The 16,996-nt window shown below is 74.1% G+C and carries 9 protein-coding genes; 1 reads left to right on the top strand and 8 read right to left on the bottom strand.

The genetic code is table 11. The features are described from left to right. Nucleotides 1–12 precede the first annotated feature (12 nt). Complete coding sequence (locus QU602_RS03360) at nucleotides 13–1,425, top strand: MFS transporter (protein ID WP_308798754.1); 1,413 nt, start codon at nucleotides 13–15, stop codon at nucleotides 1,423–1,425. On the opposite strand, the gene QU602_RS03355 is transcribed toward QU602_RS03360, so the two are convergent. The 8 genes from QU602_RS03355 to QU602_RS03320 are packed head-to-tail and all read right to left on the bottom strand — an operon-like array spanning nucleotide 1,415 to nucleotide 16,769. Next, entirely contained in the window at nucleotides 1,415–2,254 is an 840-nt protein-coding gene (locus QU602_RS03355) for a hypothetical protein (RefSeq protein WP_308798753.1), read from the bottom strand. The two genes, QU602_RS03360 and QU602_RS03355, sit on opposite strands and share 11 nt — an antisense overlap. Beyond that, on the bottom strand, nucleotides 2,251–3,090 hold the full coding sequence (locus QU602_RS03350; protein ID WP_308798751.1) for a PP2C family protein-serine/threonine phosphatase: 840 nt from the start codon (nucleotides 3,088–3,090) through the stop codon (nucleotides 2,251–2,253). Before QU602_RS03350 ends, QU602_RS03355 begins: the two co-directional genes overlap by 4 nt. Beyond that, nucleotides 3,087–4,571, bottom strand: a complete 1,485-nt coding sequence (locus QU602_RS03345) for a DUF5684 domain-containing protein (protein WP_308798750.1) — start codon at nucleotides 4,569–4,571, stop codon at nucleotides 3,087–3,089. Before QU602_RS03345 ends, QU602_RS03350 begins: the two co-directional genes overlap by 4 nt. Continuing rightward, a complete protein-coding gene (locus QU602_RS03340; RefSeq protein ID WP_308798748.1) occupies nucleotides 4,568–7,132 on the bottom strand; it encodes a transglutaminase-like domain-containing protein in 2,565 nt (854 codons plus the stop codon). Before QU602_RS03340 ends, QU602_RS03345 begins: the two co-directional genes overlap by 4 nt. Then, entirely contained in the window at nucleotides 7,129–8,577 is a 1,449-nt protein-coding gene (locus tag QU602_RS03335; protein ID WP_308798747.1) for a DUF58 domain-containing protein, read from the bottom strand. The genes QU602_RS03340 and QU602_RS03335 overlap by 4 nt, the downstream gene beginning before the upstream one ends. Further along, nucleotides 8,574–9,539, bottom strand: a complete 966-nt coding sequence (locus QU602_RS03330) for an AAA family ATPase (protein ID WP_308798746.1) — start codon at nucleotides 9,537–9,539, stop codon at nucleotides 8,574–8,576. The genes QU602_RS03335 and QU602_RS03330 overlap by 4 nt, the downstream gene beginning before the upstream one ends. Nucleotides 9,540–9,582: 43 nt before the next feature. Next, nucleotides 9,583–15,651: an Ig-like domain-containing protein gene (locus QU602_RS03325; protein ID WP_308798745.1), complete on the bottom strand. Its 6,069-nt coding sequence runs from the start codon at nucleotides 15,649–15,651 to the stop codon at nucleotides 9,583–9,585. Next, the gene (locus tag QU602_RS03320; RefSeq protein ID WP_308798744.1) at nucleotides 15,651–16,769 is read right to left on the bottom strand and encodes a serine/threonine-protein kinase; all 1,119 of its coding nucleotides are present in this window, start codon (nucleotides 16,767–16,769) and stop codon (nucleotides 15,651–15,653) included. Before QU602_RS03320 ends, QU602_RS03325 begins: the two co-directional genes overlap by 1 nt. Nucleotides 16,770–16,996: the final 227 nt, after the last annotated feature.

Genomic DNA, 16,996 nt, shown 5'->3' with positions numbered 1-16,996 from the left:
GAGAAACGAGGGGTGACTCCCAGCACCACCCCCGAGACCGGTCCGAACCCGGTGCCTCCGCACGCCGCCGACGGCGCCGAGGCCGCCGCCGAGACATCCCCACCCGAGGCCCGCGACGCTCCCCCGCGCGCCGGATTGGTCGCCCGGCTCACGGCCTCCGTCGCCGATCCGGTGTTGCGCATCCTCGTGCTCGCGACACTCGTCGGCCGGGTGGGGCGGGGCGTGTTCCTGACCGTCACGGTGCTGTACTTCACGCTCATCGTCGGCCTGCCCGCGTACGAGGTCGCGATCGTGCTCGCCGCCGCGAGCGGCGTCGGCGTCGTCGCGTCGCTCGCGGGCGGGTGGCTCGCCGACCGGACGAGCGCGCGCCGGCTGCTGCTGCTCTTCACGGCGCTCGAGGGCGTCGGCCTCGTCGGGTACGCCTTCGCCGGGGACTTCGTCTCGGCGCTCGTCGTGGGCATGGCCGTCGGCGGGTTCGGTCAAGCGGCGAACGCCACGCGCATGGCGATCATCGCCCGGGCGTTCGACGGCGAGGCGCGCGTGCACGCCCGCGCGGTGCTCCGCACGGTCACGAACCTCGCGATCGCGGCGGGCGGCGGCATCGGCGCGATCGCACTCGCGCTCGGCACGGGCGAGGCGTACCGTGCCCTGCTCGTGTTCGCGGGACTCGCGTACCTCGCCGGCCTCGTCGTGCTCGCGCGCCTGCCGCGGACGGTGGATGCCCCGGGGCATCCGGCCGCCGAGCCCGTGCTCACCGCGACCGGCTCGACCGACGCCCTCGCGACCCGCCGCGCGACGCGCCGGGCGCTCCGCGCCCACTCCCCCTGGCGCGACCCGCGCTACCTGCTGCTGACGCTCTGCAGCGCGATCTTCGGCATGCAGTTCGGTGTCGGCGAGCTCGCGGTGCCGCTCTGGATCGCCCAGGACACCGCAGCGCCCGAGGTACTCGTCGCGGCCGTGCTCATCCTCAACACGATCGTGGTCGTGTGCTTCCAGGTGCCGCTGTCGCGGGGCACCCACGACCTGCGGCGCGCAGGCCGGGTCTCGGCCGTCGCGGCCTGGCTGATGGCCGCGGCGTGCCTGATCTATGCGGCCGCCGCGGGACTCCCGTCATGGTTCGCGATCGCCGTGATCGTGACCGCCGCGCTCGCGCACGCGTTCGCCGAGGTGCTCTCGCAGGCCGGCGGCTGGGGCCTGAGCTTCGAGCTCGCCGACCCCGTGCGCGCCGGCACGTACCAGGGCGTGTTCTCGATGGGCTATTCGGTCGGCGCGATGGCGGCGCCGCTCGTGGTCGCGTCGACGACCGAGGCGCTCGGCGTGGGCGGATGGGGCATCCTCGCGACGGTGTTCCTCGCATCGGGGCTCGGCACCTGGGCGATCGCGCGCCGCGCGGCGCGCACCGAGGCGGCGCCGGTCAGCCGGTGACGAGCAGGCCGGCGACGGTCACGGCGCCGATGACGCCGACGGCGACCGCCGCGGTGAGGGCGGCGAGTGTGATCGCGGCGGTTCGGCGCGAGCTGCGGTGGACGGAGGGCAGGCCTGGGGACGGCTCGCGAGCGGGCGGGGCGGCGTCGAAGGCGGCCGGCGGCGGGGATGCCTCGGGCAGTTGCCGCGGCCGGTAGTACTCGACCGCGCCCGCGCCGACGGCGCGCACCGACGACCGGAGGTCGATCGGCTCGAGCGGCGCGGGTTCGAGGGTGCGCCGGCCGCCGAGGCGGCGGCGGCGGACCGGTGCGCTGGCGGTGACGGATGCCTCGGGCTGCGACGGTTCCGCGGGCTTCCCCCGGTCGACGACCACGGTGTCGGCGTGCGGGGCGGGGTCGTCGGCGGTGGCGCGGCCGACGATGAAAGTGTCCTGATCGGCGAACGAGTCGTCGTCTCTCGAACGGTCCACGACGGTCGTCGGTGCGTCGAGATCGGCGAGTTCGGGCGCCCCGGCGTCGCGGGCGGCCGGAGTGCGGTCGACCACGACGGTCTCGCCCACGACCTCGTCGCCGGGTGTACTCCGATCGACCACGACGGTCTCGTCCACCACGGTCTCGCCCACGACCTCGCCGCCGGGTGCACTCCGATCGACCACGACGGTCTCGTCCACCACGCTCTCGTCCACGACGGTCTCGTCCACGACCTCGACGCCAGCCCCACCACGATCGACCACGACGGTCTCGCCGTCGACCTCGTCCTCGAGCCGGTCGAGCTCGGCGTCGAGGTCGCGGTCGGCGGAGGCCGCGCGCGGGAGACCGTCGGAGGTCATCGGCCCGCCCGCACCGGAAGCGTCGTACCGTCTTCGGTGGACTCGACCACGACCCGGTCGAAGCGCCCGCTCGTGGTGTCGTCGCCCTCGCCGGGCGTGCCGCCCGAGACGACGTCGATGACGATGACCGTGATGTTGTCCCGGCCACCCGCGTCGAGCGCACGCGCGACGAGGGCGTCGGCGGCGGTGTCGGCTCGGCCCGTCATGGTCAGCGTCGCCCTGATCGCCTCGTCGGACACCTCGCTCGTGAGCCCGTCCGAGCAGATCAGCAGGCGTTCGCCGTTCGTGAGCGGCAGCAGCCAGCTGTCGGCGGCACTGTCGACCGCGCCGATCGCGCGCGTGATCACGTTCCGCTTCGGGAACTCGCGCAGGTCCTCGCGTCGCAGCTCGCCGCTGTCGACGAGCTCCTGCCCGAGGCTGTGATCGATCGTGATCTGCTGCAGGTCGCTGCCGAGCTGCCGGTACACGCGCGAGTCGCCGACGTTGAACACCAGCCAGCACGGCAGGCCCTCGTGATCGACGAGCGCCACACCCGTGACGGTCGATCCGGCACCCCGCGCCGAGCCGGTCGCAAGGTCGCCGACGTCGGCCTCGGCCGCGGCGAGCGCCATGCGCACGCCGTCGATCGTGGCGCGCTCGCCGTCGCGCGCGTACCGATCGAACGCGGCCACCACGGCCGCGCTCGCACGGTCGCCGGCCTCGTGGCCGCCCATGCCGTCGGCGACGACGAACACGGGCGACTCCGCGAGCACCGAGTCCTCGTTCGCGGCGCGGCGATGGCCGGTGTCGGTGCGCACGCCCACGGCGAGCGTCACGGGAGCGGGCACCACGGTCACGCCGTCGCCTCGGTCACACGCATGCCGACCTCGCCGAGCACGAAGCGGCCGCTGATGGTGGTCTCGATGTGGGATTCGATGAGGGTCTCCTCGCCGGCGGGGTCGACGATGAGCACACCGTTCGTCGATCCGAGGTCGGTGATGGTCCACGCGCCGTGACGCTGCGCGAGCCGGGCGTGCGTCTTCGACAGCGTGCGGGTGCGATCGGGGACCGCGAGCCGCTGCTCGCCCGCCGCGGCGGACGGGTTGCGCCCGAGCACGACGACCTCCTCGGTCAGCGGCAGCACCTCGCCATCGTCGAGCTCGAGCCGCCATTGACGCCGGGGCCGCCGATCGACGATCACGGTCGACTCGACGTCACCGAACTCGTCGTCCGAGTCGTCGCCGGAGACGACGATCGTCGCGGCATCCGCGAAGTCGAGCCCGCCGTGCTGGTCGTCGACCGGCGCTGCAGTCGGCGGCGCTGGAGCCGGCGCCGGGGCGGGAGCCGAGTAGGCCGGCGGCGCGGCGGGAGCGGCCGCTGAGCCGTGCGGCGGCGTCGCCAGGTCAGGGCCCGGCGCCCAGGGCGTGCTCGACGATTCCGGCGCGGCGGGCGGCGCGGGCGACTGCTGCGGCGCGGGCGCCGGTCCGGCGTCTGCGGGCGGCGGGGCGTACTGACCGGCGACGGGCTGGCCCGTCGGCGGCGGGAATGCCCGCCGGTCGGCCGGCGACGGCCCGGTCACGGGCTGCCCGGTCGGCGGCTGCTGCGGGTATGCCGGAGTCCCCGTCGGCGTCGCGGCCTGCGGCGCCGGCCTCGCGGGCGGCGACACCGGCCACCCCGTGCTCACCGCTCCGGGCGGCGGGGCGATGGCCGCGGGCGGCGGCGGGACGTGGGCCGACGCCGGTTGGGGCGCAGCCTGCGTGCCCGGGGTCTGCGCGCCGGGGCGTACGGGCGCCTGATGTTCGAGGCCCGGCAGCGGCGGGAAGGCCCGCGGTTCGGTCGGGCCTCGGCCGGCCGGGGTCTCGGGACGCGGCGCCACGGGCTGCGGCGGAACGGCGAGCGGCCCCGTCGTCCGGGCCTGGCCGCCGACCGCGGTCACGAGCCGGCCACGTTCGGGATCCGGCGCGTCGCGCCCCCACGCGAGCACGCTCGCCCAGGCCGGCAGCACGAGCACGGCGAGCACGGTCATGCCGGCGCCCTTGCCGAAGAGTGCATTGACCCGGTGCGCCGCGATGGCGAACATCACGAGCGCGTAGATGTTGGCCAGCGGCACGAGGAAGAGCAGCGCGATCCAGCGCGGCGAACCGCCGAGCGCCAGGATCTCCGCGACGTTCAGCAGCGGCACCCACCCACGCCACGGTTCGACCGACAGCCGCGCGAACAGGCGCGACATCGCGAGGCCGGTCCACACGTAGACGGCAGCCACGATGAGCAGGGAGGCGACCGTGGTCACGATGAGGGTCGTGACGAGTCCACCGAGATCGGACGGGTCTGGGGTCACGGAGCGAGTTCCTTCCGGGGTGCGCGCATCGGGCGGGTTCGGAGCCTGCCGACGAACGATCTGAGCGAGAGCGCGGCCGCCACGCGCGCCCGGGGCCGCAGGCTCGCGGTGAGCTCGGCGCGTTCGGCGTCCGCGATCCGCCACGCCTCCTCGGCCGTCTCGGGGGCCGGGGGATGTGCGGCGAACACGGCCTCGTCGACGGAGGCCGCAAGCCTGACCATACCGGTCCGGCCGGTTCGCTGCGCGACGGAGCGGCGGCTCGCCGTCGACGCGAGCGGGCGGCCGGCGTCCTCGTAGGCGTCGGCGACCTCCTCCCACGCGCCGAGGATCCGGACCTCTGGGTCGGCGGCGTGGCGACGCGCGCGCCGGCGGATCGGCTTCGCGAGGAGGATCGCGATGACGGGCAGGGCGAGGAACGCGAGGAGCGCGAGCGAGAGCCCGACGATCCGCACGACCGCCAGCACCCAGGCCGCCGTCGCGTCGGTCTCGTCGACCGGCGCGGTGTCGGCCGCCTCGGCGTCGTTCTGGGCACGCTCGGGATCGATGGGTTCGCTGCGTGCGTCATCGGGCACGGTCGGATGCTCCGGCAGCTGCTCACCCTCGGCGATGTCGGTCGGCAGCATGGCGAACTGCGGGGTCACGTCGACCGGCAGCCACTCGCCGCGCGGCGAGCGCACCTCCACCCAGGCGCCGACCGCGGCACCTGTGCAGTCGGGATCACACGACGCGACGCCCGGAATCGGGTCGGTGCCCGCCAGCCGGACGCCGAGCACGACCCGCGACTCGAACCCCAGCTGTCGCGCGATGAGCGCGGCGGCCACGGCGAACTGCTCGTCGTCGCCGACGCCTGCGACGAGCAGCTCGGGCGCCGCACCCTCACCGGCCCGGCGCTCCTGCTCGACGAGGTCCTCGAACAGCGTCTCGATGCGTGAGCGCGAGTGACCGGCATAGCTCGGCAGGAACTGGTACCCGCCGGCCTCGGCGGCCAGCCCGCCCGTCCAGCCCGCCGCGGCCTCGTCGTTCACGAGCGCATGGCTGAGATACCCGCGGGCCCGGAGTCGGTCGACGAGCTCGAGGTATCCGGCTCCGGTGCGCGGCTGCGCCTGCGCCTCGACCCACGCCGCGAGCTGCGGGTAGAGCTCGGCGTCGATTGTGGATTCCTCGCCCTCGGCACCGCCGAACGCCTCCCGGGCGGTGGCTTCGCGCGCGGCCGACGGATAGGCGAGCATCGAATAGCGGTCGCCCGGCACGAGACCGAGCGCCGAGGTCTCGGCGCCGTCTTCGATCACGGGCGCGATGTCGACCGCGTCGCCGGAGTCAGACCGGTGGAAGCCGTCGGTGAGCGCGTCGGCCCGCTGCCCCGCGAAGTCCGGCGCAGCGGCGAGCGCCGCCGGCGCGGGCACCCAGACCCCGGCGTACGCCTGGCCGACCTCGAGGTCGAGCTCGGCGAGGTCCGCGCCGAACGGCGCGCTCGCCGGAAGCCGGGAGAACCGGGCTTCGGGGTCGACCGAGAAGACCTCGCCGTCGTAGTGGTCGAGCGCCGCGAGCCGCAGCCGGCCGATCTGCTCGACGTCGCCGTCGACGGTGAGCACGACCTCGTCGTACGGATCGCCAGCGAACCACGACCGGTACGCCGCGAGCGGGCTCGTCTGCCGCTGCAGCACGATCGACGGCGTGACCTCGTCGCGGAGGGCGGAGCGGTCCCCGAAGGACGCGGCCGCGGGCGCCACCGCGATGCCGACGACGAACGCGACCGCGAGGAGTCCTCCGGCGAGGGCGCGGCGACGCAGGGCCAGCCACGTGGATTCGGCCGATTGCCGAACCGTGCCGGCGCGCGCTCGCGCGAGGGCGCGCGCCCGGAGCATCCGGTGCCGGATCAGCAACCAGGCGAGCGCGGCGGCGACGCTCGCGACGCCCACCGCGAGCTCTCTCGGCGCCGGGATCTCGAAGCCGGCGAGCGAGACCGGCGCACTCGTGCTGCTGCTGCCGAACACGAGCCCGAACACGGTCTGGCCGAGCACCGGGAGGACCGCCCACGGGGCCGCGGCACCGCCGCGGAGCACCAGCAGCGCGGCGGCCGTCGACCCGACGACCGTGACCACCAGGAACGGCACGAGCACCGCCTGGTAGTCCCCGAGCGGAAGTTCGAGGGTGAGCAGCTGCTTCCAGCCGACGACGATGCCCACGATGCCGTCACGCAGCCCGATCGCCGCATCCGGGACCGAACGCAGCGCGGCCGGGACCGCGACGGGCACGACCACGATCGCGAAGCCCGCGAACGCGAGCCCCGCGGCGAGCAGCACCCGCGTGAGCGCACCCCGGACGAGCCGCCGCGCGAGGAGGGCCGCGGCGATGCCGACCGCGAGACCGGCGGCGCCGACCAGCGCGAGCCGGAACGTCTCGTGGATCGGCCAGGCGGCGACGGTCGCGATGAGAGTGCCGACGACGAGGTATCCGAGGCCGAGCAGTTCGAGTCGCGGATCGCGGTCGGCGTCGCGCCGGCGGGCGCGGCGGCGACGCGAGCCGTCGCGCGGGCGCGCGCGCATCTCCTCGGCGCTCACGACGCGGCTCCCCTCGCGAGCAGACGGGTGAGGTCGCCCAGCGCGCCGATCGTGAGCACCGTGACCTCACGGGTCGTGCGCACGACGGGCTCCGCCCCGGGCTCGCAGCGCACCGCGACCACGCCGATCCCCTGCGGCAGCGCGATCGCGGCCTGCCTGATGCGCTGCAGCGGCACGCGCGAGCCGGTGACGAGGAAGACGATCGAGAGGTCGGCGAAGGTCTGCGCGGCGAGCGCCGTCGCGGCCTCGAGCCGGGTCACCCGCTCGCCCTGATCGACCGTGGACATGCCGTCGAGCAGGACCCGCGGCGTGGTCGTCGCGAGGGTCCGGATCGACTGCGCCGCGCTGTTCGCCTCGGGCACTTCGGCGCCCACCGCCACGAAGACGTCGCGCCCTTCGCGCACCGCCTGCAGGCCGAGCGACGCGGTCGCGCTCACGGCCATCTCGAACTCGTCGTCGTCGGCGTACTCCTCGCGTGCGAGGTCGAGCAGCAGCGCGATCCGCGCGTGCCGCGACTCCTCGTACTGACGCACCATGAGGGTGCCCGTCTTCGCGGTCGCCTTCCAGTGCACGTGGCGCTGCGAGTCGCCGCGGACGTACTCGCGCACCGCATGGAACGACAGGTCGGCATCGGCGAGCGTGCCGGTGGGCGTGCCCTCGAGGTCGCGGACGAGCCCCGCGCTGGTGCTCGGGATCGGCACGGTCACCGGATGCACGAAGATGCGCTGCACCTCGGGCCAGCCTTGCTCGCGGCGGAGGATGCCGAGCGGGTCGCCCCGGTTCACCGTCATCGGCCCGACGTCGATGACGCCGCGGCGCTCGGCGCCGATCGTGAGGTCCTCGCCGTGCTGCGCACCCGGGCGGAGCAGCGGCACATGCACCTCGACGAGGCCGGCGCCGACCGGGATGTCGACGACGCCCGGCAACGCCGTGCGCCGCCCCGCGTTCACGAGCTCGAGCCGGCCGGCGACCTCGGAACCGGCGACCACCCGATCGCGGTCGAGCTGCAGCTCGAGCCGGTAGTCGTGCGCGCCGAGCAGGAACGGCACCGCGACGAGCAGCAACGCCACCGCGATGCCCGCGGCCGCCCACGCCTCGATCCAGTCGAATGAGAACCCGGCGATCGCGCCCGCGACCGCCACGAGGATGAGCACCGCGCCCGCGGCCGAGACCGTCTCGCGGGTCCTTCGAGCGGCGCCGGCGACGGACCGGCCGAACCGGCGGGCGTTCGCGCGCAGGCCGATCCAGACGCCGGCGACGCCCCTGGCCCCACCTCGACGGGTGACCGTGCCCGTGCGGCTCAGGGTTCCCGTGCGGGTGACCGTGCCCGTGCGGCTCAGCCCGCTCGTGCGCGTGAGGCCCGCCGCGCGCGACAGCCCACCGGAACGCCCAGTGCTGGTGCGTCCGGTGCTGCGGTCACGCCGCGCTCGGGCCGAGGGGGTCACGCCGCGCCGTTCTCCCGGGGAGCGGCGACGTCGAGCAGGATCTGGCTGACCACGGCCACCGCGGTCACGCCGTCGAACTCGGCTTCGGGCTCGAGCACCATGCGGTGCGCGAGCGCGGGGATCGCGACCTCGCGGACGTCGTCGGGCGTCGCGTAGGAACGACCCTGTGCCGCCGCCCAGGTCATGGCCAACCGCGAGAGCGCGATGGCGCCGCGCACGCTCACGCCCAGCCGCACCTCGGATGCCCGCCGCGTCGCGTCGACGAGGCGCATGACGTAGTCCGACACCAGCGGGTTCACGTAGACGCCGCGCGCGAGCTCGGTCATGGTCACGATCGTGTCGGTCGTGGCCACCGACGTGAGGTCGCGACGCGGGTTCGCGACGCCCTGCAGGATGCGCAGCGTCGCGGCCTCATCGGGGTAGCCGATCGAGGTCTTGATCATGAACCGGTCGAGCTGCGCCTCGGGCAGGCGGTACGTGCCGCCCTGCTCGATCGGGTTCTGGGTCGCGAGCACGAGGAACGGGTCACCGACCTTGCGGGTCACCCCGTCGACCGTGACCTGCGCCTCTTCCATGACCTCGAGCAGCGACGACTGCGTCTTCGGGCTCGCCCGGTTGATCTCGTCGGCGAGCACGATGTTCGCGAACACGGGGCCCGCGTGGAACTCGAACTCGCCGCGCTTCTGGTCGTACACCGTGATGCCCGTCACATCGCCCGGGAGCAGGTCGGGCGTGAACTGGATGCGTGAGTTGGTGCCGTCGATCGTCTGGCCGAGCGCCCGCGCGAGCGCGGTCTTGCCCGTGCCCGGGTAGTCCTCGAGCAGCACGTGCCCGCCCGAGATGGCGGTGGCGAGCACGAGCTCGACGACGTGCCGCTTGCCGAGGATCGCCTGCTCGACATTGTCGGCGATCAGCGAAAACGTCTCGGCGAACCAGGCGGTCTGCGCGGGAGCGAGCGTCATGCGGTGGATCCTCTCGGAGGGAGCTTGAGGCGTGGTGGTGAGGTCAGGGGGTGGTGACGGGCGGGTTCTCGCCACCCGGGGGCGGGTCGCCGGGGTCGGGGTCGGGGTCGGGCGGCGCGCAGACCGGCACGGTGAACGGCTGCGGCGGCGTCAGCGACGTGAACGCCCCGCCGAAGGCGACGGTGTAGGTGGCCGTGGTCCCGTCTGCCGAAACCGTGACCGTGACCGTGGTCGCGCCCCTCGCGGAAGCGGAGACGGCGACGTCCTCGCGCACGGGGTTGGTCACGCACTGCTGGGTCGGGAACTGGATGGTCACCTCGTTGGGCGCGGTCTCCGCGGTGATGGATGTCTCGCCGGTGCAGTAGAGCCCCGCGAAGCGGCAGCCACGTCCGAGGACGGAGCCCGTGACCCGATCTGCGTCGAGCGAGAAGGAGCTCTGCCAGTCGCCGAACACGTTGTACTGCGCCTCGAAACGGTTCGGCAGTTGGAGCTGCGGCGCGCGCTCGAGTCGGTAGGCGTAGAACGCGCCACTCTGGCTCGGAGAGGTCGCCACACGGTACGACGCTCCGGGCGGGGCGGGTGCGTTCACGTACGTCCAGACGTCGGGCCCGCGCACCTCGGCGAACCCGAACCCGTTGCTCGCACACGCCTTCGTCGAGTACTGCTCGTACTCCTGGAGCCCCGAGATGGTGCTGCTCTCGGACACCACGCCACCCGAGACCGTGAGCCCGCCGCCCGAGGCCGACACCGAACACCTCGGCTCGCCCCCACCCTGCCACGCGACGTATCGCACCTCGGTCGGCTTCGCGCTGCCGTTCGCCTCGACGCCCCCGCCGCTGATGAGGATCGACGTGTTCGTGCTCGCCGACGCGTCGATGCCATTCATGATCGGCGCACCCGCGGCGGTCACGGATGCCACGGCCGAGGCGCCGTCGGACGTGCCAGTGATCGGCGGCTCGAACCGGCTGATCGGCACGATCGTGAAGTTCTGCGGTCCGGGCGAGGCATCGAGTCGCGCCGTCGTGACGTCGCCGGTGCGGTCGAGGGTCTGGTTCCGCTCGACGATCCGGTACGCGCGGGCGTCGTCGGTGCCGCGGAGCTTCAGCTCGACCACCGCATTGCTCTGCGTCGTGCGTCCGGCCTCGTACACCGGTTCGGCGGTCGCCGAGCGCACCTCGGGTGCCTGGTACGCCCACGACGTCACCGCCGAGGTGTCCACCGACTCCCCCACCCGGTTCACGGCGCGCGCCGTGAACTGATGCTTCTCGCCGTTCGCGAGGCCCGTCACCGTGCACGAGTACACACCGGCGATCGAGGGCGCGCAGCCCGCGGCATCCGGTCGCCCGTCGCGGGTGATCGCGACGCCCGTGATCGCGGGGTGCGCCCGCGCCGCCTCGCCGAGCGTGACGTTGAAGGTGACCGACGAGCCGTCGTACCGGGCCGTCGCGATGCTCGCGGGGCGCTGCGGGTACCCCTGCACGTCGAGCGTGAGCGTGCCCGAGCCGGTGCGGCCCTGGGCGTCGGCCACCGTGAAGGGCACGGTGCACTGCCCGCCGAAGGCGGTCTGCCCGCCGGGGAAGGTCGCGACGACGGAGGTCTTGCCCGACGCCTGTACGGTCGCGACGTCGCAGCTCACGCCGGCGCCGGAGCCGACGGAGGCGAGCGACAGCCCGGCGCCCTGCTTGCCGGCGAACGGGTCGTACTCGCCCGCGGCGCCGACGACCTCGACCGTGCACGAGCCCGCACTCACGGTGCACTCACGGGTGAAGGTCGCCCCGCGCGGCGCATCCGGCGGCGCGATGCCCACGACGACCGTGATGGTCGCGGTCACGTTGTTGAACCCGGGGAGGGTCACGGTCGCGGTCTCGCGCGTGCCCGGCCGTGCGTCGGCCCGCGCCTCGAAGACGACGCCGTTGCCCGACCGCTGCATCGCGAACGCGGCGCCCGAGTGGCTGACCTGGTAGTCGAGCCGCGACCGGTCGCCGATGCGACCACCCTCCCACGTGGTGAGGTCGGCGTAGAGGTCGACGGACTCGCTCGCGCCGGGCGCGACCGTGCGCGAGATCGAGGTGAGGATCGCCTGCGGGTCTTTCGGCTCGATCTCGACCGGCACCGCGAGGTACGACCACCGCGACTGGCCCTCGATGCGCACCGACACGAGGCACGAATCCGACCACGGCGCCTCGCGACCTGCCTCATACGTGGCCTCGCGGGCGCCGCTCGGCCGGCAGGTCGCCGCCGCTCGTTGCGTGGCGAAGGGACCGTCGGCGAGCTCGATGCGGTCGGCTGCCGGCAGGTCGACGAGGTCGCGCACGTCGAACTCGACCGAACGCTCCTCATTGACCCGCACCGGCGCGACACCCGACCCGAGCTGCACGGGCATGTCATCGAACGCGGGGATGCGCAGCAGGCCGTATGCGGTGACCTCGGCGCCCGCGGCGTCTTCGCCGGTCAGTTCGAACGGCACGAGGTCGCCGTCGCCGGGCAGGTCGCCCGACACCCGCCACCCGGACACGTCGTAGCGCGACGCCGCGTCGCCCCAGAGCCGGAGCTTCAGGCCCGCGACGTCGCCCGTCGCCCACTGCACCTTGTTCGACACGACGTCGAGACCGTTCCCCGCGAACTCGCCGCGCGTGCGCGCCGTGACGACGGTGTCGGCCACCACCGGATGGTCGGCCGCGGCCGAGTCGCCCACCCCGAGCACGATGAGCCCCTGCGCGGTCGACGACGTCTTCGTGGAGCGCACGGTGTAGACGTACGAGTTCGTGCCGGCGAACTCTCCGGCCTTCAGGACCACGACGCCCTGCTGCAGCGACGTGGCGCCGTCGATCAGGCCTTCGAGCCGCGCATACTCGGCCGTGCCGGACGGCGCGTTCGGCGCGACCGAGATCAGCTCGAGGGTGCCGAGCGCCGGATCGCGGTCGTTCGCAAGGGGCGCGATGCGCACGGGCGTCGACGCACCCCGCGTCGCCCGCGCGTAGTCGCTGAACGTCACGGGCGCGGCGTCGGCGAGGCCCGCCGAGAGCACGCCGACCCTGATCACGCCGACGCTCTCGGCGCCCTCGGTGTCGCGCAGCGTGTACTCGAACGAGAGCTGTCCGCCCTCGACGCCGTCGGCGGGTGCGTGGTAGACGACCGTGTCACCCTCGGCCGAGATCGACGCGGTGCCCTGGCCGGCCGCGGGCTGGGCGATCTTCGCGAGCACGACCCGGTCGCCGTCGGGGTCGACGCCGTACTGCGGCACCCGGATCTCGACGCTCTGGCCGCTGAGCACCCGCGCACTCAGCGCCGGCGGACGCGGCGGCCGGTTCGCACCGGCGGGCAGCACCGTCACGGTGATGTCGGCGTGGTCGACGCGATCGGGGTGGCTCTCCATGGCCACGGCGTAACTCACCCGGTAGGTGCCCGGCGCCTTCGGCGCGAGGTAGCGCACCACGTCGCCCGACGCGAACACGAGCTCGCCCTCGGTGCCGGAGCCCTGCACGGCGGGCTGCACGACGAGCCGCGCGCCGCGCGGGCTCACGTCGTTCGCGAGCACGGGGACGGTCGCCAGCTCGCCGGCGCGGACGGTGACGCTGTCGGGCAGCGCGATCGGCGCATCGTCGCCGGCATCGGCCGCGAGGAACACCGAGACGACCCCGGTCACCGCCTGCCCCGAGCCATCCGTCACGACCACCTCGGCGCGGCCGACGAGGCCTTCGGCGACCTGCATGCCGCCCATGACGCCGAGGCGCACCTGCGACGACGACACCACGCCGACCGTGAGGTCGGGGCTCGAGCTGCGCGCCTCGGACACGAGGAGCACGCGCCCCGCGGCGTTCTGCACGGCGCCGAACACGTCGATCGTCGTGTCTTCGCCCGGCCGCACGTACGCCGTCGTCGGCGCGATCGCGAGCGGGCGGCCGGCGGCCGAGACGCTCAGCCGGACCGTCGCGGATTGCTCGGCCTGCGACACCGTGTCGGCGACGGTGTAGCCCACGAGATACTCGCCGGGCGCCGTCGCCGAGAGCTCGATCTCGCCCGCTGCGGCGTTCGGCGTCACCGTGAGGCCTGCGGCCGAGGCGGCCGACGCGACCGCGTCGACGAGCCGGAAGGCGCCGGAGCCGCCGGTGACGTGCCGGGCGATGTCGAGCACCACCGTCTCACCGGCCGTCGCTGCGAGGGCGACCCCGCCCGCGACGATGCCGGGCTGGCTGGTCGCACGCAGCACGAGCGTCTTCTCGGCCGTGGCGCCGCGGGCGTCGACGACGGTGACGGTGAGCGGGATCTCGGCGTCACCCGCGTTCGGGTCCGTGTGCCGCACCGCGAGGCGGCCGTCGGCTCGCGGCACCACCGTCACGGGAGCGGCCGGATCGTCGGACCGCGCGTCGGCGAGCACGAACGCGTCGCCTTCCGGGTCGACCCAGCCGTCGAGCACGGGCACGAGCAGCGTGCCGCCGGGCAGCACCTCGGGCGACGGCCAGCGTTGGGTGCAGGCCTCGACACCGCACCACGCGGGCGCCGAGTTCTGCTCATCGGGCACGACGGTGAGCGTGACGGTCGCGGGGGCGGACGACTGCTGGCCGTCGCTCACCGCGTACGTGAAGCGAGCCGTGCCGCCGGCGTCGCCGGCGACGCGGATCGCCAGCGACTGCCCGTTCGTCACGATGGCGAGCTCGCCGAAGCCCGCGGGATCGACCGCGCTGACGGTGTCGGTCGCGATGGTCAGCACGTCGCCGCGGTTGGGGTCGTGGTCGTTGAGGAGCACGGGCAGGTTCACGAGCTCGCCCGGCCGCACCCCGAACGCGTCATCGACGGCGACGGGCGGGTGCTGCTCGGCGACGTCTTCGACGATCGTCGTGCCCTCGAGCTCTTCGGGGTCGTCGTCGACCGACCACTGCTCGAGCGGGATGAGCCGGCCGTCGGGCAGCGTCCAGACGAGGCCCGAGCCCGGCTCGTTCAACACGGCACGGTCGCCGTTCGATCGGATCGCCGGGGCCACCTGCGCCACCTGATCGAGCGCGCCGTCGGGTACCTCGATGGTCTGCTCGCCACCCGAGCTGCTCCACGTCGTGCCCGACTGCTGGCCGAGCCACGCGGCGATCACGTCATCCGCCTGCGCGACGGGGGCCGCCGGCACGCCGTCGGCCTCGACGATGCGCTCGGAGCCAGACCCGTCGAGCGGGATCGAGACCAGCCCGGCCGAGTCCGCCGCGTACGCGACCTCGCCGCCCGCGGCGCCACGCTGCAGCACCGCATCCGCTTCGACGTCGACCTCGAACGGCTCGGCGCGCCCCGACACCCATGCCCGGCCCTCGGCCGCGTCGAGCAGCAGCCAGGTCGAGCCGACGACCGTGAGCGCCAGGGCCGCGTCGGCCGCGGGTGCGTCGTCGATCTCCTCGATCGAACCCGTGAACTCGAGCGCCGCGCCGTCGAAGCGACGCACCCCACCCTCGTTCGCCGAGTAGGCGGCGAGCCTGCCGTCGGGCGCGAGACCCACGGCGTCGGCCGCGTACACGACGGCGTCACCGCTCTCGTCGTCGACCTCGCCCGCGAACGGATCGACCGGCACGGTACCGCCATCGTCGAGCGTGCCGAGGTACACCTGCCCCGTGTCGGTCCGGTAGGCGACGTAGCGGCCGGCCGCGGTCACCTCGCGCGTGCCCGAAGGGGTCGGGTCGGCGATCTGGTCACCGGCCCCTGCCGCGACCGCGGTCGACGCCTCAGGCGCGGCAGGCGGCTCGCCGGAGGCATCCGGCTCCCCCGAGGCATCCGGCTCGCCCGACGCACCTGCGTCGCCCTCGCCGACGAGGTCGACCGGCGCCGCCGAATCGATCGCCCAGCGTTGCCGCAGCCCGCCCGCGTAGACGACCCCGGTCGCGCCGGCCTGCACGACCGTGCTCGGGTCGTCGACCGCGCGCACGGTGTCGAGCTCGGCCAGCTCGGTGTTCACGCGCGCGTAGCGGCCGTCGTCGCGCGTCACCCAGACGGATGCCTCGAGCCGAGGCACTTCCTGCGACTCGTAGCCCGTGGCGACGACGGCGAGGGTCGCGACCACGCCGATCGCCGCGATGCCGCCCACCGCGGCGAGCAGCGGGCCGCGCCGCCGAGGGTGCGTTGCCGTGCCGGCCATCAGAGGATCCCGAAGACACGCGCCAGCACGAACAGCACCGCGACCGCGCCGACCGCCGCGCCCGCACCGATGAGCCCGGCCCTGATGCGGCCGGTGCGCTCGGCGGCGACGGGGAGACCGTCGCGATCGGTGGAGTCGGGGGCGAGACGCTTCGACTGACGCATGGCACGCCGCGACTCGGCCGCGACGGTCGTGATGACGGGGCCGCGGAGCGACGCGTCCGAGAATCGCACGGGTGCGGCGCCGGCCCACTCGGGCGAGATGACCTCGAACGGGGTGACGGCGAAGCCGAGCTCGTACTGGACCTGTCGCAGGCGGTCGGCGAACGCCGCCATCGACTCGAACCGGCGAGCGGGCTCGCGCGACATGGCGGTCGCGAGCACGTCGTCGACCTGCTGCGGTGTGCCCGGAATCGGCACGGGCGTGAACTTCGCACGCAGGATGCGCTTCGTCAGCTGCTCGCGCGTGTTGTGGGAACGGTCGGCCACCTCGAACGGGCTTCGTCCCGCGAGCAGGGTGTACAGCGTGGCGCCGAGGCTCCACACCTCGCTCTGCACCGAACCACTGACGTCTTCGCGCAACACCTCGGGCGCACTCCAGGGCACGCTCATCGCGAAGACCTCGGCCTCGCCTGCCTCGGCCGCGCGCGCGGCGGCGATGCCGAAGTCCGCGAGCACCGGGGCGCCGAGCGCGTTCACGAGCACGTTCGACGGCTTGATGTCGCGGTGCAGCAGGCCCGCGCGGTGTGCGGTCTCGAGTGCCCCGGCGAGGCGGACGCCCGTGTCGAGCACCTCGGCGAGCGGAAGCGGCTGTCGCTTCGCGCGCGCCGACATGGTGTCGGGGCAGTACTCCATGGCGAGGTACGGCCGGCCGTCGGCCGAGACGGACGCCTGATAGATCGTGACGATCGCGGGGTGCGACGACAACCGGGCCGAGACGTCGGCCTCGGCGTTGAACGCGCGGCGCACCTCGGGGTCGAGCGCATCGGCGAGCAGCACCTTCACGGCGGCGAGCCGGCGCGGCATGTCCTGCTCATAGAGGAAGACGTCGGCGAAGCCGCCCGCGCCGAGCGGGCGGACATAGGCGTAGCCGGCGAGCACGGGCGGCGTCGCGGTCATGCGTCTGCCCAAGCTCGGCCCCTCTCCCCTGTGCCGGGACGGACCGTGATCGCCGGCCCTGCACCCCGTCGTCGGGGCTGAACGGCCCGACATGTCGCGGGTCGAGTATAACCGCGCGGAGATGAGCCTCCGGACGGCTGTACACACCCGGGAACCGTGGTGTCATCGCGATGGCGTTGCGAGTCGTCGGGACGTCTGCTCGACACGCCGCCTACCGCGGACTCCGG

The organism is Agromyces protaetiae, assembly GCF_030866785.1.
GTDB classification, from domain to species: Bacteria; Actinomycetota; Actinomycetes; order Actinomycetales; family Microbacteriaceae; genus Agromyces; species Agromyces silvae.
The sequence above is the reverse complement of the archived record's forward strand: the minus strand, read 5'-3'. Positions and strand labels throughout refer to the sequence as shown.